Source organism: Klenkia sp. PcliD-1-E (genome assembly GCF_024124375.1).
Classification (GTDB): Bacteria; Actinomycetota; Actinomycetes; order Mycobacteriales; family Geodermatophilaceae; genus Klenkia.
This window is the reverse complement of sequence record NZ_JAMXRZ010000047.1, coordinates 12,941-31,313: the sequence shown is the minus strand read 5'-3', so window position 1 is coordinate 31,313 and position 18,373 is coordinate 12,941. Positions and strand designations below refer to the sequence as shown.

Annotated in this window: 20 protein-coding genes and 1 tRNA gene; 2 read left to right on the top strand and 19 right to left on the bottom strand. The window is 72.6% G+C overall.

What is annotated here, in order from left to right:
* The 12 genes from NH342_RS11285 to rplJ form a co-directional block, all read right to left on the bottom strand.
* Window positions 1–180 (bottom strand): hypothetical protein (locus NH342_RS11285; protein ID WP_253014858.1); only part of this gene is annotated, 180 nt, incomplete at its 3' end.
* A 125-nt stretch (window positions 181–305) separates the two neighbouring features.
* Window positions 306–1,580: an MCE family protein gene (locus tag NH342_RS11280; protein ID WP_253014856.1), complete on the bottom strand. Its 1,275-nt coding sequence runs from the start codon at window positions 1,578–1,580 to the stop codon at window positions 306–308.
* Window positions 1,577–2,866 (bottom strand): MCE family protein, encoded by a 1,290-nt coding sequence (locus NH342_RS11275; RefSeq protein WP_253014854.1) that lies wholly within the window; start codon window positions 2,864–2,866, stop codon window positions 1,577–1,579. The genes NH342_RS11280 and NH342_RS11275 overlap by 4 nt, the downstream gene beginning before the upstream one ends.
* Window positions 2,863–4,104, bottom strand: coding sequence for an MCE family protein (locus NH342_RS11270; RefSeq protein ID WP_253014852.1), 1,242 nt, complete (start codon window positions 4,102–4,104; stop codon window positions 2,863–2,865). The genes NH342_RS11275 and NH342_RS11270 overlap by 4 nt, the downstream gene beginning before the upstream one ends.
* On the bottom strand, window positions 4,101–5,126 hold the full coding sequence (locus NH342_RS11265; RefSeq protein ID WP_253014850.1) for an MCE family protein: 1,026 nt from the start codon (window positions 5,124–5,126) through the stop codon (window positions 4,101–4,103). The genes NH342_RS11270 and NH342_RS11265 overlap by 4 nt, the downstream gene beginning before the upstream one ends.
* Window positions 5,126–6,163 (bottom strand): MCE family protein, encoded by a 1,038-nt coding sequence (locus NH342_RS11260; RefSeq protein ID WP_253014848.1) that lies wholly within the window; start codon window positions 6,161–6,163, stop codon window positions 5,126–5,128. The genes NH342_RS11265 and NH342_RS11260 overlap by 1 nt, the downstream gene beginning before the upstream one ends.
* Window positions 6,160–7,593, bottom strand: coding sequence for an MCE family protein (locus NH342_RS11255; protein WP_253014847.1), 1,434 nt, complete (start codon window positions 7,591–7,593; stop codon window positions 6,160–6,162). Before NH342_RS11255 ends, NH342_RS11260 begins: the two co-directional genes overlap by 4 nt.
* Complete coding sequence (locus tag NH342_RS11250) at window positions 7,590–8,384, bottom strand: ABC transporter permease (RefSeq protein WP_091061844.1); 795 nt, start codon at window positions 8,382–8,384, stop codon at window positions 7,590–7,592. Before NH342_RS11250 ends, NH342_RS11255 begins: the two co-directional genes overlap by 4 nt.
* A gap of 77 nt (window positions 8,385–8,461) precedes the next feature.
* Window positions 8,462–9,241 carry an ABC transporter permease gene (locus NH342_RS11245; protein WP_256480053.1) on the bottom strand — a complete coding sequence of 260 codons (780 nt, stop codon included), beginning with the start codon at window positions 9,239–9,241 and terminating at the stop codon, window positions 8,462–8,464.
* 38 nt (window positions 9,242–9,279) lie between these two features.
* Entirely contained in the window at window positions 9,280–10,392 is a 1,113-nt protein-coding gene (locus NH342_RS11240) for an ATP-binding cassette domain-containing protein (RefSeq protein ID WP_253014843.1), read from the bottom strand.
* A 312-nt stretch (window positions 10,393–10,704) separates the two neighbouring features.
* Window positions 10,705–11,100 carry a 50S ribosomal protein L7/L12 gene (gene rplL, locus NH342_RS11235; RefSeq protein ID WP_253014841.1) on the bottom strand — a complete coding sequence of 132 codons (396 nt, stop codon included), beginning with the start codon at window positions 11,098–11,100 and terminating at the stop codon, window positions 10,705–10,707.
* Between the two features lie 17 nt (window positions 11,101–11,117).
* On the bottom strand, window positions 11,118–11,723 hold the full coding sequence (rplJ, locus tag NH342_RS11230; protein WP_253014839.1) for a 50S ribosomal protein L10: 606 nt from the start codon (window positions 11,721–11,723) through the stop codon (window positions 11,118–11,120).
* A 340-nt stretch (window positions 11,724–12,063) separates the two neighbouring features.
* On the opposite strand from rplJ, the gene NH342_RS11225 reads away from it, so the two are divergent.
* Window positions 12,064–13,401: a cyclopropane-fatty-acyl-phospholipid synthase family protein gene (locus NH342_RS11225; RefSeq protein ID WP_253014837.1), complete on the top strand. Its 1,338-nt coding sequence runs from the start codon at window positions 12,064–12,066 to the stop codon at window positions 13,399–13,401.
* Window positions 13,402–13,417: 16 nt separating this feature from the next.
* Complete coding sequence (locus NH342_RS11220) at window positions 13,418–14,236, top strand: DUF1295 domain-containing protein (protein ID WP_253014835.1); 819 nt, start codon at window positions 13,418–13,420, stop codon at window positions 14,234–14,236.
* Between the two features lie 55 nt (window positions 14,237–14,291).
* Here the strand turns inward: NH342_RS11220 and rplA are convergent, their stop codons facing one another.
* The 7 genes from rplA to NH342_RS11185 form a co-directional block, all read right to left on the bottom strand.
* Complete coding sequence (rplA, locus tag NH342_RS11215; protein ID WP_253014833.1) at window positions 14,292–15,014, bottom strand: 50S ribosomal protein L1; 723 nt, start codon at window positions 15,012–15,014, stop codon at window positions 14,292–14,294.
* Window positions 15,015–15,097: 83 nt separating this feature from the next.
* On the bottom strand, window positions 15,098–15,526 hold the full coding sequence (rplK, locus tag NH342_RS11210; protein ID WP_253014831.1) for a 50S ribosomal protein L11: 429 nt from the start codon (window positions 15,524–15,526) through the stop codon (window positions 15,098–15,100).
* Window positions 15,527–15,571: 45 nt separating this feature from the next.
* Window positions 15,572–16,489 carry a transcription termination/antitermination protein NusG gene (gene nusG / locus NH342_RS23445; RefSeq protein WP_253014829.1) on the bottom strand — a complete coding sequence of 306 codons (918 nt, stop codon included), beginning with the start codon at window positions 16,487–16,489 and terminating at the stop codon, window positions 15,572–15,574.
* 53 nt (window positions 16,490–16,542) lie between these two features.
* Entirely contained in the window at window positions 16,543–17,130 is a 588-nt protein-coding gene (secE, locus tag NH342_RS11200) for a preprotein translocase subunit SecE (RefSeq protein WP_253014827.1), read from the bottom strand.
* A gap of 127 nt (window positions 17,131–17,257) precedes the next feature.
* Window positions 17,258–17,330, bottom strand: a tRNA-Trp gene (locus NH342_RS11195).
* A gap of 174 nt (window positions 17,331–17,504) precedes the next feature.
* Window positions 17,505–17,930, bottom strand: coding sequence for a MaoC family dehydratase (locus NH342_RS11190; protein ID WP_253014825.1), 426 nt, complete (start codon window positions 17,928–17,930; stop codon window positions 17,505–17,507).
* Window positions 17,930–18,373, bottom strand: coding sequence for a MaoC family dehydratase N-terminal domain-containing protein (locus tag NH342_RS11185; protein ID WP_253014823.1), 444 nt, complete (start codon window positions 18,371–18,373; stop codon window positions 17,930–17,932). The genes NH342_RS11190 and NH342_RS11185 overlap by 1 nt, the downstream gene beginning before the upstream one ends.

The following is an 18,373-nucleotide window of genomic DNA, read 5'->3' as shown; positions in this document are numbered from 1 at the left end:
GGCGGCGTCGCCCGCACCCCCGTCGCGGTCCTCGGAGGCGGCGTCGGAGGCGGCGTCCGAGGCGGCGTCTGAGGCATCGCCGGCGGCGCCGGCGGTCGTCGTGTCGGCGTCGCCCGCGGGCGTGTCCGCGGTGCGGTCGGGCTCGGCCTCGGGCGGGCCCACCCGGGTCTGGTCGGTCACGGTGCGCTCCTCTCGGGTCGGTGCCGGCCGTGCGGACGAGGCGGCGGGACGGGTGTCGGGCAGGTCACGGTAGCGGTCGAGGGTGACCACCCGGGGCGCAGCGGCCCCCGGGTGGCCCCTAGGGGTCAGCCGGCGGTGGTGGCGAAGGGCGAGGCGCTGAGGAGGCCACCGAGCAGGTCGCCCAGCAGGCTGTCCAGCGAGGGGCCCCCACCGACGGTGCCGCCCTGCGGGCCGGGCGACCCCACCCCGCCGGAGCCGCCGATGTTCTGCTCGCCGCGGATGTTCGACCCGGTCTCGTCGACGCCGTCACCGGGGTCCGGGTCGACGCCGTCCACCACGTCGCAGCGCACCTGGCCGGTGTCCAGGCCCGCGACCGCGGCCGGCGAGGGCGTCGACCCGGTGGAGACGTAGCCGCTGGTGCAGGCCCGCGGGTCGTCGGAGTTCAGCACGAAGCCGAAGTGCGCGCGCATCTGGCCGTCGGCGTCCCGGCGGACGACGCTGAACCCGCCGGTGACCACCTCGGGGTAGGTGACCAGCAGCTGCTCGACGCCGTCCAGGCGGGGGTTGGTGACGTCGTCGAGGACGTCGAGGTTGCGGATGAGCGAGCCCAGGCCGGGGCCGGCGTCGGTCACCAGCTGCTGCAGCGCGGCGCCGGCGTCGGGGGCGTTGACCACCAGGCCGCGCAGGTCGGGGTCGCTGCTGACCAGGGTGTCCGACAGCAGCCGCAGGTTCGCCGCCCAGTCCTCGATGGCGCTGCGCGAGTCGGCCTGGGTCTGCAGCACGGTCTGCCCGTCGCGGATCAGCTGCAGCGTCTGCGGCAGGGACTGCTCGGCGCGGCCCAGCAGCACGTTGCCGTTGTCGATGAGCCGGGACAGGTCGCCGCCCGCGCCGTCGAAGGCGGTGCCGAGCTCGTCGACCACGATGCGCAGGTTGTCGGTGTCGATGGAGCCGACCAGGCCGTCGACGTCCTGCAGCAACTGCTCGACCGGGATGGGGATGGAGGTGCGGTCGACCGGGATGACCGAGCCGTCGCCGAGGAAGGGTCCGTCGGCGGAGTCCGGGCGCAGGTCGACGTACTGCTCGCCGACGGCGCTGCGGTTGGCCACCGCGGCGGCGGCGCCGGCGGGGATCGGGGGTGCGCCGTCGTCGATGTCGAGGTCCACCTCGACGCCGTCCTCGGTGAGCCGCATGTCGCTGACCCGGCCGACCGCGACGCCGCGGTAGGTGACCTCGGCGTTGACGAAGATCCCGCCGGAGTCGCTGAACTCCGCGGCGACGGTGTACCCGCCGCCGAAGAGCAGCCGGTCCAGGCCGACGTAGCGGAACCCGACGTAGCTCATGCCCAGCAGCGCGACGACCGCGAAGGCCAGCAGCTGCAACCGGGTGGTGCGGGTGATCACTGGCCGGCTCCCGTCGTCAGGCCGGGGATGGCCGGCAGGCCGAGCAGGCCACCGGACCCGGTGCCGGTCGAGCCGGGGGCGCCCGGCACGAGCGCGGTGAGGTCGGGCAGCGTCGGCAGGGTGAACCCGCCGCCGGGCCCGGTGCCGCCCGAGCCCTGGCCGGGTGCCGTGCCCGCTCCACCGCCCGGGCTGCCGGCCACGCCGCAGGCATCGGTCACCTGGGTGGGGTCCAGCAGCACCAGGGCGCCCGTGGTCTGGTCCACCACGTAGCGGCAGAACAGCTGGGTCAGGTCCAGGTCCAGGTCGGCGGTCATGTTGGCGAACAGGGCGTACCCACCGGTGCGCTGGTCGCTGCGGTACTGCAGGGCGGTCAGCGAGCTGGCCGGGAACGGGTAGGTCAGCAGCAGGTCCAGCGAGTTCGCCAGGTCCGGCCCCGCGGCGGCCAGCTGGCTGAGGATCGGCTGCAGGTCCTGCAGGTTGGCCACGGTGTCGGCACCGGTCTCGTTGATCACCCGGGTGCCGACGTCGCCGAGCTGGGCGAGGGACTGCAGCATCGACACCAGCAGGCCGCGCTGGTCCTCCAGCACCGCCAGGCCCGGGCCGATGGTGTCCAGCGCCGTGGTCAGCGTGCCGGTGTTCGCGGCGAGCGTGCCGGCCAGGGCGTTGATGCTGTCCAGCGCACGGTTGATCTCCGTCCGCTGGTCGTCGAGCCCGCCGATGAAGGTGTCGAGCTGGTCCAGGGTGTTGCGGACGGCGTCCTCCCGGCCCTCCAGGGCCTGCCCGAGCTCGGAGGTGATGGTCTGCAGCTGGGCCAGCCCGCCGCCGTTGAGCACCAGCGACAGCGCGCCGAACACCTCCTCGACCTCGACGTTGCGGTTGGTGCGGTCCAGCGTGATCAGCGAGCCGTCCTGCAGCTCCCCGGTCGGGGCCTCCCCGCCGGGCGCGGCCAGCTCGACGTACTTCTCCCCGAGCAGGGAGCTCTGCTGGATCATCGCGACCGCGTTGGCCGGCAGGTCGACGTCCCCGTTGACCTCGACGGTGACCAGGGCGGTCCAGTCGTCGCCGAGCTGGATGTCGGTGACCTTGCCGACCGGGACGTCGGCGACCCGGACCCCGGACTGGGGCACCAGGTCCAGCACGTCGGCGAACTGGATCTGCACTGAGTACGGGGCGTCGCCGGTGTCGGCGCCGCCGGGCAGGTCCAGGGAGTAGGCGCCGCGGAACCCGCAGCCGGTCAGCAGGACGGCGACCGACGCCAGGGCGGCGGCGCGCTTGGTGGTGGTCATGAGCCGGCTCCCGGGATCGAGGGCAGGCCGGGCAGCCCGGAACCCCCACCCGGCGCGGACGACGACGGCGAGAAGATCGCGGTCAGCAGCTCCTGCAGGTCGGGGATGCCGTTGCCGTTGAGGTCCTGCAGCTGCCCGGTGGCCTGCGGGTCCCCCGAGAGCAGCCGGGCGCAGACCTGGTCGATCGGCGGCAGCCCCAGCAGGCTGGTGACGTCGTCCAGGTCCACACCCGCCAGCTGCAGCCGGCCGGTCTGGCCCAGCAGCTGGCAGACCACGACGTCGGCGTTCTGGCTGCCCAGGGAGTTGTCGCGGGTGTCCAGCGTGCCGTAGTCGGGGTTGTAGGCGTGCGCGAGGTTGCCGATGGCCGCCGGCGCGACGTCGAGCACCTGGGCGAGGGCCTGCCGCTGCTGCACCAGGGTGAGGGTGACGTCGGCCAGCCGGTCGACGTTGGTGGTCAGCAGTGCGGTGTTCTGCTGCACGAAGGTGGCCACCTGGCCCAGGGCCGAGTTCAGCAGCGAGATGGCCTGGGCGAGGTCCTGCCGCTCGCCGGCCAGCTGCTCGGCGACCGCGGCCAGGTTCTGGTTGAACTGCCCGACCTGGCTGTCCACTGTGGCCAGTGCGCTGGTGAAGGTCTGCAGGTTCTCCACCGAGGCGAACAGGTCGTCGCGGTTGTCGGCCAGGGTGCGCACGGCCTGCGAGAAGCCGGACAGGGTGTCGTTCAGTGCTTGGCCGTTGCCGTCGAGGTTGGCCGCGGCCACGTCCACCAGGTCCGACAGCGCGCCGTCGGCGTTCGCGCCGGTGGGGCCGAGGGCGGTGGACAGGTCGTCCAGGGCGCCGTACACCTGGTCGAGCTCGACCGGGGTGGCGGTGCGCTCCAGCGGGACGACGGCGCCGTCGGCCATCCGGTCGCCGCCGCTGTAGACGGGGGCGAACTGCACGTACCGGTCGGCCACCAGCGACGGCGCCAGGATGACGGCGTCGGCGTCGGCGGGGACGGCGTAGTCGTCGTCGACGAGCATCTCGACCTCCACCCGGTCGCCCATCGGCACCACCGAGGTGATCGAGCCGACGTCGATGCCCAGGATGCGCACGCTGGAGCCCTCGTAGAGCCCCACCGCCTGGTCGAAGTAGGCGGTGACCCGGATCTGGCCGGCCGGGCGGAGCACCGCCCAGCCCAGCGCCCCGACCAGGACGACCGCGGCGGCCAGCGCGACGAGGCGCTGCAGGCGGGCGGTCACGGCGAGCACCCCACGAGACCGCCGGAGCCCTGCGCGACCGTGCCGCAGAGCACGCCGCCGACGACGCCGGGGACAAGGTTGTCCACGAAGCTGTCGAACCAGCGGCCGTTGCCCAGCGTGTTGGTGAAGACCGTGACGAAGGGCGCCAGGTTCGCCACCGTGTCCCCCAGGTTCTGCCGGTTGCGCTCGAGGATGTCGGTCACCGTGGACAGCTGGGCCAGCGCCGGGGTGAGCGCAGCGGTGTTGTCCTGCACCAGCCCGGACAGCTGGGTCGACAGCTGCTGGGTGGTGGTCAGGACGGAGTCGATGAGCTGACGCCGGTTCTGCACCTCGGTCAGCAGCGTGTTGGAGTCGATGATCAGCTGGGTGAACTCGCCGTTGCGGTCGGCGAGGACCTGCGTCACGTCCCGGGTCGCGCTCAGCAGCTGCTGCAGCTCGGCGTCGCGGCTGGCGATGGTCTGGGACAGCCGCGACAGCCCGTCCAGGGAGGTGCGCACCTTGTCGGGGGTGTCGGCGAAGGTCTCGCTGAGCACCTGGAAGGACTGCGCCAGCTGGCCGGTGTCGATGCTGTCGATGGTCTGCGCCAGGCCGCTGAAGGCCTGCACCACGTCGTAGGGCGAGGCGGTGCGGTCCAGCGGGATCGGCGTCCCCGGGTCCAGCGCGGTCGTGCCCTCGGGCACCAGGGCCAGGTACTTGGCGCCCAGCACCGTCTCGATCTTGATGGCGGCCTGGCTCCGGTCGCCGACGAACGCGTCGCGGACCCGGAACTGCACGGTGACCGCGCCGTCCTCCAGGGCCAGGCTCTCGACCTGGCCGACCTTCACCCCGGCCACCCGCACGGGGTCGTCGGGGCGCAGGCCCGCGGCCTCGCTGAACTGGGCGGAGTAGACGGTGCCGCCGCCGATGAACGGCAGCGACTGCGCGTTGAAGGCCAGCAGCACCAGCAGCGCGATGACCGACAGGCTCACCGCCCCGATGGTCACCGGGTTGCGGTCGCGGAACGGACGGGACTCCCGGGCCATCAGCCGCACCCCGCCGAGGTGTTCGGCGCGCCGCCGGGCGGCAGCTGCGTCGTCCCGACGACCGGCAGCGTGACCAGGCCGGAGGCCTCGCAGAGGTAGAAGTTGAACCAGCTGCCGTTGACCGCGGTGCGAGTGATCAGGTCGATCTTGGTCGGGGCGAGCTGCAGGAAGCCCTCCAGCACGTCGCCGCTGTCGGCCAGGTTGGTCGACAGGTCGCCCAGCGCGGTGATGTCGGCGGCCAGCGGCGGCCGGGCGTCGGTGAGGAACTGCGAGGTGGTCGCGGCGAGGCCGTCGATGGTCTGCAGCGAGTCGAAGATGGCCTGCCGGTCCTCGGTCAGCCCGGACACGAACTGCTGCAGGTTGACCACGAGGTCCGACAGCTGCTGGTCGCGGGCGGCGACCGTGCCGACCACGGTGGTCAGGTTGTCGATGACGCTGCCGATGACCTGGTCCTTGTCGGCCAGGGAGTTGGTCAGCGACCCGACGTGCGCCAGCAGGCTCTGCACGGTGCCGCCCTCGCCCTGGAAGACCTGGATCAGCTCGTAGGACAGCCGGTTCACGTCGTCGGGGTCCAGCGCCTGGAACAGCGGCTGGAACCCGCCGAACAGCACGGTGAGGTCCAGCGCCGGCGTGGTCTGCGCGAGCGGGATCGTGTCCCCGGCGGCGAGGATCGCGCCCCCGGACCCCGACCCCTCGGTCAGCGAGATGTAGCGCTGGCCGACCAGGTTGCGGTACTTGATCGTGGCCTGGACACCGGCGGGCAGCCGGACGTCGGAGGACACCTCGAACCCCACCTCGGCCTGCGGGTCCTCCTGGTCGTCGGACAGGCCGATCTCGGTGACCTGGCCGACCCGGACGCCGGCGATGCGCACCTCGTCGCCGGCGACGAGGCCCGCGACGTCGGTGAACTGGGCGCGGTAGGCGGTCTGGTCCCCGTAGCCGGCGTTGGTGATGGTGGCCAGCAGGACGTAGCTGGCCAGGATCGTCACCATCGCGAAGACGACCAGCTTGACCACCGGTGCGGTCAGGCCCCTCACGGCACCATCACCTGCGTCCCGCGCAGCAGCGGCGCCAGGCTGGACGCGGCCAGGTCGGACACCTGCGAGGGGTCCACCCCGGTCTGGTAGCCCAGCAGGCCGCGCACGAAGTCCAGCTCGGCCGAGGACCCTGCGACGCTGGCGGCGCCGTTGGCCCCGCCGTCGGTCAGCCCGTGCGGGAACGCCGACGCCAGGTCGATGTCGGTGCCCGTGCCGGCGCCGTCCCGGCCGGCGCGGGTGTCGGGGAAGGGCAGGTCCGTCGGGCCCGTGCCGCCCAGGCAGCGCGGGTTGCCCGACACCGGGTTGTCCGGGGAGTCCACGCCGTCCAGGGGCGGGACCGGGCAGTAGTACTCGCCCTGCGCGGCCGCGGCGATCACGCCGTCGATGTCGCCCAGGCCCCGGCAGTCGGGCCCGGACACGTCGTCGTAGGCCGGCTGGTCACCGGGCACGTAGGGGTTGCGCGGCGGCAGCGTCACCGTGAGGTTCAGGTTCAGCGCCGGGTCGCCGTCCGCACCGAACGCCTCGGAGATCATCGGGTTGAACCGGGACAGCCCGTCCAGCAGGCACGGGTACTCCGGGGAGTAGCGGGCCAGCAGCCCCAGCACCGGCCGGGAGCCCTGGGCGAGCTGGATCAGCGCGCCCTCGTTCTGCTGCAGGAAGCCCGCCGCGGTCTGCGCCGAGGAGCCCACCACGGTGAACGTGCGGCGCAGCTGCTCGGCCTGGTCGACCACGGTGCTCGCGGTGACCGACAGGTTGTCCAGCACGGCCAGGATGTCGGGCGCGGCGGACTCGTAGGTGTCGGCCACGTCGGCGAGCAGCGAGATGTCGGCCTGCAGCTGCGGCAGCACGGTGGTGACCTGGCCCACGTAGCTGCCGGTGTCGGCCAGGTTCTGCCCCAGCCGGTCGCCGCGCCCGCGCAGCGCGTCGGCCACCGCACCCAGGGTGTAGGACAGGTCGGCGGGGTCGACGGCCTGCAGCAGCGGCAGCAGGTCGTCGATGACCCGCTCGAGCTCGATGGCGTTCTCGCTGCGGTCCTGCGGGATGGTGTCGCCGGCGGCCAGCCGCTGCGGACTGGGGTCGTCGGGGATGACCAGGGAGACGAACCGCTCGCCGAACAGGGTCTTGGGCAGCAGCCGGGCGCTGACGTCGGCCGGGATCTGGTCGAGGTGCTCGGGCTGGATGGCCAGCTCGACGGTGGCGCCCTGCGCCGAGACCTGCACGTCGCGCACCTCCCCCACGATGACGCCGCGGACCTTGACGTCGCTGGCCCGCTGCAGCTGGTTGCCGATGGTGTCGGTCTGCAAGGTCACCGTCACGGCGCCGCTGAAGGCCTTCTGGTAGGTGGCCACGGCCAGCCCCAGCAGCAGGGCCAGCACGAGGAGGAAGGCCAGCCCCTGCACCCGGCGCAGCGCGACCCGGCGCCCGCTCACCCGGCGATCCTCACCGTCGTCGTCGAGCCCCAGATGGCCAGGGACAGGAACAGGTCGATGACCATCACGGCCACGATCGAGAAGCGCACCGCGCGGCCCACGGCCAGGCCGACCCCGGCGGGGCCACCGCCGGCCCGGTAGCCGTAGTAGCAGTGCGACAGGATGATCACGACGCTGAAGACCAGCACCTTGACGAAGGACCAGAGCACGTCCTGCGGGGGCAGGAACAGGTTGAAGTAGTGGTCGTAGGTGCCCGCCGACTGCCCGTAGACCGACGTGGTGATGGTCCGGGTGGCGAAGTAGCTGGTGAGCAGGCCGATGACGTAGAGCGGGATGACGGCGACGAAGCCGGCGACGATGCGGGTGGTGACCAGGAACGGCAGCGAGGGCACGCCCATGACCTCCAGGGCGTCGATCTCCTCGTTGATCCGCATGGCGCCGATCTGCGCGGTGAACCCGCAGCCGACCGTCGCCGACAGCGCGAGGCCGGCGACCAGGGGCGCGATCTCGCGGGTGTTGAAGTAGGCGGAGAGGAACCCGGTGAACGCCGAGGTGCCCAGCTGGTCCAGCGCCTGGTAGCCCTGCAGGCCGACCTCTGTGCCGGTGAAGAAGGACAGGAAGGCGATGACGCCGACGGTGCCGCCGACGACGGCCAGCGCGCCGGTGCCGAAGCTGACCTCGGCCAGCAGCCGGAAGGTCTCCCGCTTGTAGCGGCGCAGCGTGCGCGGGGTCCAGCCCAGCGCGCGACCGTAGAAGCTGACCTGGTCGCCGAGGTCCTCGAGGGTGGCCATGGGGCGGCCGTAGACGGTGCGCACCAGCCGGCGCGCCCGGACCTTGACCCGGTCGACGGGTGAGAGGAGGGCCATCGTCACTGGCCCTTCGGCGGCACGAGCTGGAAGTAGATGGCCGTGATGACGAAGTTGACCGCGAACAGCAGCAGGAAGGTGATGACCACCGACTGGTTGACCGCGTCGCCCACGCCCTTGGGTCCGCCGCCCGCGCGCAGGCCCTTGTAGGAGGCCACGATGCCGGCGATCATCCCGAAGATCAGCGCCTTGATCTCCCCGGACCAGAAGTCCTGCACCTGGGCCAGCGCGCTGAACGACGCCAGGTACGCACCCGGGGTGCCGCCCTGCAGGATGACGTTGAAGAAGTAGCCGCCCGAGACGCCGACCACCGAGACCAGGCCGTTCAGCAGGGTCGCGACCACCATCGCGGCCAGCACCCGCGGCACCACCAGGCGCTGGATCGGCGAGATCCCCAGCACCTCCATCGCGTCGATCTCGTCGCGGATCTTCCGGGCGCCCAGGTCGGCGCAGATCGCGGAGCCACCGGCACCGGCGATGAGCAGCGCGGTGACGATCGGGCTGGCCTCGCGGAGCACCGCCAGCACCGACGCCGACCCGGTGAAGGACTGCGCGCCCAGCTGACGGGTCAACGAACCCAGCTGCAGGGCGATCACCGCACCGAAGGGGATGGCGACCAGCGCCGTCGGCAGGATCGTCACCGACGCGACGAACCAGGTCTGCTGGATGAACTCCCGCAGCTGGAAGGGCCGCCGGAAGACCGCCCGGACGACGTCGAGGGCGAAGGCGAACAGGTTGCCGCTGGCGCGGAGGGGCCGGGTCGGGGAGAACGCGCCGTCCAGCAGGCCCGGGGCCTCCGGCTTCTCCCCGGGGGCTGCGCTCACGGACGGCCCCGCGGGTCGGGCACGACGAGGTCGGCGCCGTCCTCGGTGCGCCACGCCCGGCCGCCGCCGGGGGTGGGCGCGAAGGAGCCGGAGTCGGCGAGCGCGAGCAGGTCAGCGGGCAGGCTGGCGCGGATGGCGTCGGCGGTGGCCGGGTCGTAGGTGTGCAGCATGCGGGCCACCCGCTCCTGCCGGCGGCGCACCGCCTTGCGCTCGGGCAGGCCGGGGCTGGGCTCCAGCTGCGGCGGGACGGCGTCGCCGCCGGAGGCGCCCTTGGGGCCGACGCCGTTGTGCGCGTCCCCCCCGCGGGCCTCCAGCGCGGCCATCTCGGCCTCGACCTGGGCGACGTCCTTCTCCTCGCTCATCCCGATGGGGCCCTCGCGCCGGCCGTTGAGGAACTGCCGGACGACCGGCTCCTGGCTGGTGAGCAGCTGCTCGCGCGGCCCGAACATCGCCAGGTGCCGGCGGAAGAGCAGGCCGAGGTTGTCGGGCACGGTGCGGGCGGTGCCGATGTCGTGGGTGACGATGAGGAACGTGGCGTCGATCTGCGCGTTGAGGTCGACGATGAGCTGGTTCAGGTAGGCCACCCGGACCGGGTCCAGGCCGGAGTCGGGCTCGTCGAAGAGGATCACCTCGGGGTCGAGGACCAGGGCGCGGGCGATGCCGGCGCGCTTGCGCATACCGCCGGAGATCTCCCCCGGCAGCTTCCCCTCGGTGCCGGCCAGGCCGACCATGTCCATCTTCTCCATGACGATGGACCGGACCTCGGACTCGCTCTTCTTCGTGTGCTCGCGCAGCGGGAAGGCGATGTTGTCGTAGAGGTTCATCGAGCCGAACAGCGCGCCGTCCTGGAAGAGGACGCCGAACAGCCGCCGGACGTCGTAGAGCTGGCGCTCGGAGCAGCTGACGATGTCGACGTCGGTCATGACGATCGAGCCGCGCTCGGGCTTGAGCAGCCCGACCAGCGACTTGAGGAAGACCGACTTGCCGGTGCCCGAGGGGCCCAGCATCACCGAGATCTCCCCAGGCGGGAGGGTGAGGGTGACGTCGGACCAGATGTTCTGGCTGCCGAAGGACTTGGTGAGCCCCTCGACGTGCACGGCGACGCCCACGCTCCGACCTCCTCCACCGGCTCCGGTGCCGGTGCCACCCGCTGTGCTGCGGCCCCGGCGTCGTGCGGCCCCACCGGGGACCGCACATGTCCACTGGGCAACAACGAAGGACGAGGTTAGTGGTTACGCGGGTCACGGCAATCAGGTGGCCCCGGTCTCACCCGAACTCGTGACCCCTCCGCGACCTGCCGGGGACGCAGCAGGGGCCGCACCTCCCGGAGGAGGTACGGCCCCTGAGCGGAACCCGATGGAACGGCCCCTTCGCAGGGCCCCGGTGCGAGCGGAGCGAGTGCTGGGGGGCGAAGGGGTCCTCTACTTGACGGTGACGGTGGCGCCAGCGCCCTCGAGGGCGGCCTTGGCCTTGTCCGCGGCGTCCTTGGCGACCTTCTCCAGGACCGGCTTCGGCGCGCCGTCGACCAGGTCCTTGGCCTCCTTGAGGCCGAGCGAGGTCAGGCCGCGCACCTCCTTGATGACCTGGATCTTCTTGTCGCCGGCAGCCTCGAGGATGACGTCGAACTCGTCCTGCTCGGCGGCGGCCTCGGCGCCACCGCCACCGGCACCGCCGGCGGCGGGCGCAGCGGCCATGGCGACGGGGGCGGCGGCGGTGACCTCGAAGGTCTCCTCGAACTGCTTCACGAAGTCCGACAGCTCCAGGAGGGTCATCTCCTTGAAGGCGTCGAGCAGCTCGTCGGTGGACAGCTTGGCCATGGTTCTTCTCCTACTGGTCAGTCGTCGCTGGCCGCGGGCGCGGCGTCAGCGTCGGTGTCGGGGGTGGTGGGTGCAGCAGCAGCGGTGTCGTCGGAGGCCGGGGCGTCGCCCGCGGGCTTCTTCTCCTTGAGCGCCTCGGCGAGCCGGGCGACCTGCGACAGCGGGGCCTGGAAGAGCCCGGCGGCCTTGGTCAGGTTGCCCTTCATCGCGCCGGCCAGCTTGGCCAGCAGGACGTCGCGGGACTCGACGTCGGCGAGGCGGGTGACCTCGGCGGCGTCGACCGGACGACCTTCGACGACGCCGCCCTTGACCACGAGGGCCGGGTTGGCCTTCGAGAAGTCGCGGATCGCCTTGGCGGCCTCGACCGGGTCACCGGCGATGAACGCGATGGCGGTCGGGCCGGTGAGCAGCGGGGCCAGCTCGGAGAAGCCGACGGAGTCCGCGGCCCGCTTCGTCAGGGTGTTCTTGACGACGGCGTAGCTGCTGCCCGCACCGAGGGAACGACGCAACTGGCTCAGCTGCGCCACGGTCAGCCCGCGGTACTCGGTGAGCACCGCCGCACTCGAGTCCTGGAACCGGCTGGTGATCTCCGCGATCGCCGCATCCTTGGCCTGGGTGGGCATGGGCCTCCTCTCTCAGTCGGGGCGACCACCGGTAGAGGCACGGCGCGCACGATCGAGGGGCACAGATTCGCGTCAGAGACGGGAGACGCCCCGGCGCAGGGCGCACGGGGCGTGGACAGGCGGAGGCCTGCGACGATCCGTTCACCTGCGCGGGCCGCCCGGACGGATCCGGGACCTTCGAACGCACGCGGACGCGCGACGACCAGCGGTCTGGGGGGAACGCCGAGAAGAGTACACGCACGGGACGACGCGCGGTGGCGGGCATCCGCTCGACCCTCCGCGGGCGAATGCCGCACGATCTACCCGCACCTCCCCCGGCAGGACAGGAGCACCACCACCCATGAGCACCCCCGACCGCACCGTCGCCGGCCGCCTGGCCGCCCTCGTGGGCGAGGTCTTCGGCGGCCGCGTCCCGGTCCGCATCCGCGCGTGGGACGGCAGCGAGGCCGGGCCCACCGACGCCCCCGTCGTCGTGCTGCGCAGCCGCACCGCCCTGCGCCGGCTGCTGTGGGACCCGAACGAGCTGGGGCTCGCGCGGGCCTACGTGGCCGGGGAGATCGACGTCGAGGGCGACCTGGCCGAGGGCCTGTCCCGCGTCTGGTCGCTGGTCCGCGAGCGGCCCCCGGCCCTGCCGGGAGTGCGCGACCAGCTGCGGTGGGCGCGGACCGCCGTCCGGCTGGGCATCGTGGGCCGCCGCCCGGCGGCCCCGCCGGAGGAGGCGGTGCTCTCGGGCGAGAAGCACACCACCGACCGCGACAGCGACGCGATCAGCTACCACTACGACCAGAGCAACGACGTCTACCAGGCGCTGCTCGACGAGCACATGGCCTACTCCTGTGCCTACTTCCGGGAGGACCCGGCCACCGACCCCGGCGCCGCCGACGGCAGCTACACGGTCACCGAGGCGCAGCGGGACAAGCTGGAGCTGGTCTGCCGCAAGCTGGGCCTGCAGCCGGGCATGCGGCTGCTGGACGTCGGCTGCGGCTGGGGCTCGATGATCGTCTACGCCGCCCAGCACCACGGCGTGCACGCCACCGGCGTCACGATCTCGGCCCAGCAGCGCGACCACATCGAGAAGGTCGTCGCCGAGCGCGGCCTGGCCGACCGGGTCACCGTGCGGCTGCAGGACTACCGCGACGTCCCGGTGCCGGCCGAGGGCCCCTACGACGCGATCAGCTCGATCGAGATGAGCGAGCACGTCGGCCAGGAGCAGTACCCGGTGTACGCCGCCACCCTGCACCGGCTGGTCCGCCCCGGCGGCCGGGTGCTGGTGCAGGCGATGAGCCACCCCAGCGCGCCCGGCGGCGGCGCCTTCATCGAGCGCTACGTCGCCCCCGACATGCACATGCGTCCGACCTGGCAGACCGCCGAGATGCTGGCCGCGCCGGGACTGGAGCTGCGCGACGTGGAGAGCATCCGCGAGCACTACGACTGGACCGTGCGGGCCTGGGCGCAGCGGCTGGAGGAGCGCTGGGACGACGTCGCCGGCCTCATCGGCACCGCGGGGGCACGCATCTGGCGGCTGTACCTGGCTGGTGGCGGTCTGACCTTCGCGGAGAACCGGATGGGTGTGGACCAGTTGCTGTTCGCCAAGCCGCGGGCCGACGGCCGCAGCGGCATGCCCGCCACCCGCAGCGCCTGGCACGAGGGCCTGGGCGCCCCCCGCCGGACCACCTGACCGGCCGGGACGAGCGGTGGGGCTGGACTGGGGCGCACTCGGCTGGAGCGCGCTGATCATGCTGGGCGTCCTGCTGGCCGTGTTCACCTGCACCTGGCTGCTGGCCCTGCGGGTGGGCCGGCACGCGGTGGTCGACGTCGTCTGGGGGCTGGGGTTCGTCGTCGTCTCGCTGGTCGGGCTGCTGACCGCGCGCGCCGGTGGCCACGGCGACCTGGGCCGCCAGCTGCTCGTCCTGGCGATGACGGCGGCCTGGGGCATCCGGCTGGCCGTGCACATCGGCCGGCGCAACGGCGACCGGGAGGACCCGCGGTACGAGCAGATCGCGGCCCGCGCCCGGGGGTCGGTGGGGGCGCACCTCTACCGCCGGGTGTACCTGCCGCAGACCGCCGTCCTGTTCGTGGTGTCCCTGCCGCTGCTGGTGGCAGCCTTCACCGAGGGCCCGGCCACGTCCGGGTGGCCGCTGGTGGTGGCCCTGCTCGGCGTCGCCGTGTGGTCGCTGGGCTTCACGTTCGAGACGGTCGGCGACTGGCAGCTCGAGCGGTTCAAGGCCGACCCGGCCAACCGGGGGAAGGTCAACGACCGCGGTCTCTGGCGGTACACGCGCCACCCCAACTACTTCGGCGACGCCTGCGTGATGTGGGGCCTGTGGCTGCCGACGGCGGCGCACTGGTCGGGCTGGGTGTTCGTCGTCTGCCCGGTGCTCATGACCCTGAACCTGGTCAAGGGCTCGGGTGCGGCGATGACCGAGCGACGGATGTCGAGCTCGCGTCCTGGGTTCGCCGACTACGTCGAGCGCACCAGCGGCTTCGTCCCGCTGCCCCCGAAGCGCCGCTGAGACGCAGGACGCCCCCGCAGCCGGTGGCTGCGGGGGCGTCGCGGTGCTCGGTCGATCAGACCTGGGAGGCCTCGTCGACCGTCAGGTTGCGGGTGCGGTTCGGGTCGACCGGGATGCCCGGGCCCATCGTGGTGGAGATGGTGACCTTCTTGACGTAGCGGCCCTTGGCGGCGGACGGCTTGGCCCGCAGCACCTCGTCGAGGGCGGCCGCGTAGTTCTCCACCAGCTTGGTCTCGTCGAAGGAGACCTTGCCGATGACCAGGTGCAGGTTCGACTGCTTGTCGACGCGGAAGTTGATCTTCCCGCCCTTGATGTCGTTGACGGCCTTGGTGACGTCGGGGGTCACGGTGCCGGTCTTCGGGTTCGGCATCAGGCCGCGGGGGCCGAGGATGCGGGCGATCCGGCCGACCTTGGCCATCTGGTCGGGGGTGGCGATCGCGGCGTCGAAGTCCAGGAAGCCGCCCTGGATGCGCTCGATCAGGTCGTCGGAACCGACGACGTCGGCGCCGGCGGCCTCGGCCTCGGCGGCCTTGTCACCGGTCGCGAAGACGATGACGCGGGCGGTCTTGCCGGTGCCGTGGGGCAGGTTGACCGTGCCGCGGACCATCTGGTCGGCCTTGCGGGGGTCGACGCCGAGGCGGATGGCGACCTCGACGGTCGCGTCGTACTTGGTGGTCGACGTCTGCTTCGCCAGCCCCGCCGCCTGCAGCGGGCTGTAGAGCTGCGTGCCGTCGACGAGCTCCGCTGCCTTGCGGAAGTTCTTGCCGTGCTTGGCCATGGTGGTGCTCCTGTCTGCGCCCGCTCGCGCGGGCGGTCGTGTGGTGAACGGGCCTGGGCCGGCCCTCCCACGGTGGTGACGTGCTACTGGACGGTGATGCCCATCGACCGGGCGGTGCCGGCGATGATCTTCTCGGCCTGGTCCAGGTCGTTGGCGTTCAGGTCCTCCATCTTGACCTGGGCGATCTCGCGGACCTGGTCCCGGGTGACCGAGGCGACCTTGGTCTTGTGCGGCTCTCCCGAGCCCTTCTCCACACCGGCGGCCTTCAGCAGCATGCGGGCTGCCGGGGGCGTCTTGGTGATGAAGGTGAAGGAGCGGTCCTCGAAGACCGAGATCTCCACGGGGACGATGTCACCGCGCTGGGACTCGGTGGCGGCGTTGTAGGCCTTGCAGAACTCCATGATGTTGACGCCGTGCTGGCCGAGCGCCGGACCGACGGGCGGCGCGGGGGTGGCCGCACCGGCCTTGATCTGGAGCTTGATGACCGCGGTCAACCGCTTCCTGGGGGGCATGACTTCCTCTTCTTGTCGTTCAGGGGGTGGTGCGGATCAGCCGGGTCAGAGCTTCTGGACCTGGCTGAAGGACAGCTCGACCGGCGTCTCGCGGCCGAAGATGGAGACCAGGACCTGCAGCTTCTGCTGCTCGGCGTTGATCTCGTTGATGGTGGCCGGGAGGGTGGCGAACGGGCCGTCCATGACGGTGACCGACTCGCCGACCTCGAAGTCCACCACGGGGCTGCTGGGCGTGCCGGCCGCGGGCGCGCCGGCCTCGGGGGACGCGGCGGCCTTCGGGGTGGTCGCGGGCACCAGCAGCTTGACGACCTCGTCGAGGCTCAGCGGCGAGGGCCGCGAGGTGGCGCCGACGAAGCCGGTGACGCCGGGGGTGTTGCGCACCGCGCCCCAGGAGTCGTCGGTGAGGTCCATCCGGACCAGCAGGTAGCCGGGCAGCACCTTGCGGTTGACCTGCACCCGCTTGCCGTTCTTGATCTCGGTGACCTCTTCGGTCGGGACCTCGATCTGGAAGATGTAGTCCTCCATGTCGAGGCTGGTGATCCGCGACTCGAGGTTGGTCTTCACCTTGTTCTCGTAGCCGGCGTAGGAGTGGATGACGTACCAGTCGCCGAACGCGCCGGCCAGCGCCTTGCGCATCGCCTCGGCCGGGTCCTCGTCCTCCTCCTCGGCGGTCTCGAGGACCTCCTCGGTGAGCGGGTCGTGGTCGGGGGCGGGCTCCAGCGTGGTGTCCCCGACCAGCGCGTCGTCGACGGCACCGCGGGCGTTGCCGGTGCCGCCGGCGACCGCGTCGGCCATGGGGTTGTCGGCGGTCAGGTCGCCGGTGTCCACCGAGCCCTCGGCCGCACCGGTCTCGCGCACGCCGGTCTCGGCGTCGACGGCACCGGTGGCGGCGTCCACGGCGGCGTCGGCCGTCGGGTCCTCGGTGGCGTCGACGACGTCGTCGTTCTCGCGGGGGTCGGTCACGGGGTGGGTCTCTTTCCTGTGCGTCGGTGGTGCGGGCTCGAGGTCGGTGGGGGTCAGCCGAAGACGGCGATGACGCCCTGGGCGAAGAGGATGTCCAGTCCGGCGACCAGCGCCACCATGAAGGCGACGAAGACGATCACCACGGTGGTGTAGGTGATCAGCTCGCGCCGGCCCGGCCAGATGACCTTGCGCAGCTCGGCGACGACCTCGCGGAGGAAGCGGCCGATGCTGCGCTTCTCGCGCAGCTGCTCGGCGCGCGCCCGCTCGGCCGCGGCCCGGGTCGGGGTCTCGTCCTTCTTGGCCGCGGCGCTGCGGCCGCCGGGCCGGGTGGTGCGGGCCTCGCTGGCCGGCCGGCCACCGGGACGGTCGCGGCGGCGCACGCGGGGGGCGGCCGGCTCGTCGTCCTCGTCGTCGTCGGCGGTGATGGCGCCCCGCCGCCGGCGGGCGGGGGTCGCGACGACCTTGTCCTCGTCGGCGGCCGCCTCCTCGGCGACCTCGTCCTCGGCGGCCTCGAGCTCGGCGGCGTCGTCGACCCCGGGGGTCTCGGCGTCGATCTGCTCGTCGGTCAGCTCGGCGTCGTCGGCGGGCTCGGACCGTGGACGACGGCGCGCGTCCTCGGTGCCCGGCTGCTCGTCGCTCACTGCGCCTCGCCTCGTCGTCGGTGTTCGCGGTCTCGTGGTGGCGGGGCCACCTCCCGGCCGGACCGGCCGGGGTTCGTGCGCCGCTCGGAGGCGGGTCGTGCACACCGCCGGCGGGCCGACGGGCGGGCAGGGGTGACAGGACTTGAACCTGCAGCCTGCGGTTTTGGAGACCGCTGCTCTGCCAATTGAGCTACACCCCTAGGCGGCCGCCGGGGGCGACCACCGGGGGACCTCGACCTGCCGGTGACGTGGACCGACCACTCCAGCGACCAGCACGGGGTGGTACCGGGCACGCCGGTGGCAGGGTCTCGGACCCCAGTGGGGAAGTGTACGTGACGCCGTCCGCGGCCAGCCACCACGGCCCCGGCCCGGGATCAGAGCTGGACGACGGCCCGCGCCAGGGAGAGCACCTTCTCGCCCCCGCTGGTGACGGTGAGGTCCACCCGGACCCGGTCGTCGTCCAGCAGGGCGGCCACCCGGCCGGCCACGACGACCTCGGCACCCCGGTCGTCGTCGGGGACGACGACGGGACGGCTGAAGCGCACCGAGTACTCGACCAGGGCCCCGGGGTCACCGGCCCAGGACGTGACGGCGCGGGCGGCCAGGCCCGCGGTGAGCATGCCGTGGGCGATGACGCCGGGCAGGCCGACCTCGGTGGCCACCCGCTCGTTCCAGTGGATGACGTTGAAGTCCCCGGACGCGCCGGCGTAGCGGACCAGGTCGGCGCGGGTGACCTGCGAGGTCTGCGGCGGGAGCTCGGTGCCGACCTCGACGTCGGCGGCGCGGACGACGGCGGCCATCAGGCGCCCCGCGCCACGAGCATCGCGCTGGTCCGGCAGACCGGCTCGCCGTCCTCGGTGGCCAGGTCCACGCGGGTGGTGAGCATGTCGTTGCCGGCCACGCTGCGCACGGCCTCGATCGACGCGGTGGCGACCAGCCGGTCGCCGGCCCGGATCGGGCGGTGGTGGACGAACCTCTGCTCGCCGTGCACGACGCGGCTGTAGTCGATGCCGACGTCGGGGTCGTCGAGGACCACGTCGCCGGCCCCCAGGCTCAGCACGACGGCGAACGTGGGCGGGGCGACGACGTCGGGGTGGCCGGCCGCGCGGGCGGCATCGGGGTCGCGGTAGACCGGGTCGTCGTCACCGAGGGCGCGGGCGAACTCGGCGATCTTCTCCCGGCCCACCTCGTAGACGGCGGAGGGCGGGTAGCTGCGCCCGACCAGTCCTGGGTCCAACGCCAT